At 46.4% G+C, this 1312-nt stretch carries 1 protein-coding gene; it reads left to right on the top strand.

Features of this window, described 5'->3' with window-relative positions; translation table 11 throughout:
• Positions 1-934, top strand: a 934-nt coding sequence (locus Q0140_RS11465; RefSeq protein ID WP_297964706.1) for a hypothetical protein, incomplete at its 5' end; no start/stop codon positions are given.
• Positions 935-1312: the final 378 nt, after the last annotated feature.

A 1312-nucleotide genomic window follows, 5' to 3' on the forward strand; every position in this document is an offset into this window, starting at 1 on the left:
GGGAGGTGCAAACAGCGCTCAAAAGGATCAAAACCTAGAAATTTTAACGGCAAATTTAGACGCGGCGCTGAAAGAAATCGACGAAGCCAGGCATCGCCCCGATGGGACGCCCTGCGAGAGCATCGTTAGGCTAAGGGCTGCGTTTATGGAGTTTTTGCAAAGCGCGGGCGAGAGCGCTCCACAAATTTTAAAATCCTTGAGGTTCGCACCGAATATGGCGATCTCGCAGGACGGCAAGTTTCGGGCATATTCGGTAGATATCAGCACCGGCGGCACGATGGGCGCGAGCTACGTAGCGTATCAATACGCAAGCGGCGGGCAAAATTTCATTATGGATTTTGCAGACAAAGGTGCGCAGCAGATGCAAGAATGCGTTCTTGGCGGCAGGCGGGATTGCGCCTGCGGCGATTGGGCAGTCGGTACCGCATGGGGCGGCGATCGAGTGATAAAAGTTTTTAAAGTTAAAGAAAATCTATATCTTATTTACGGAGCATCAAAGGGCTCTACTAAGCTCACAAACGACGAATTTTGGGCGCTAGAAGCAAGCGAAGCGGGTATAAACCTAGCGAATATATTCCACTACGTCCGTTCATGCGGCGGAGATTGCGACTGCTCTAAAAGGAGCTCTTTGGTGCCGCCGCCGCACGACTCCGCTCGATTCGGCATAGAATATGATTTTTTCTCATATTTAGACGGCAGTGACGAGATAAAGAATAAATACGCTAAAAGGACGTTTTTGACCTTTGAAAACGGCACGTTGGGCGCTCTTAAGGTAAAATATAGCGATAAATACCTGGACGGCGAGCTTGTCGATGAATATCAATACTTTAAATTTGACGGCGAAAAATTTACGATAGAGAGTAAAATAATTCATTGCGAGCCCGGTAAAATTATAGAGGAGTTAGTCGCGCCCTCTAGCGCGCAGGGGCTTTGATGGGTACCGTGATGCTTGGCGGGTGCGCTAAATTTTAAGGCGCGACAAAATTTCAAATTTTAGGTGCGTAAGATTTCGGCCGCGGAATTTTAAAATTCTAAATTTTAAAGCGTAGAATTTCAAGATGCGGATTTTAATTTCAGAATTTTAAATTTTGCAGTGCAGAATTCCTCGGCGTGGATTAAAATTTTAAATTTCAAAACGCGCAGAATTTCAAGGTGCGTGAAATTCCAAAGCACGAAGTCAAAAAGCGGAATTTTAAAATTTCAAATTTTACGGCGTGCGAGACCGCGGCACGGAGCGTGAGACCGTAGCATGCCAAACTGCGGCGAGCCGCCCGCTAGCTCCAAATTCTTTCGTTTAGTTTTAGGTTTTTTA

The sequence above is a fragment of the uncultured Campylobacter sp. genome (genome assembly GCF_938045405.1).
Taxonomy (GTDB): domain Bacteria; phylum Campylobacterota; class Campylobacteria; order Campylobacterales; family Campylobacteraceae; genus Campylobacter_B.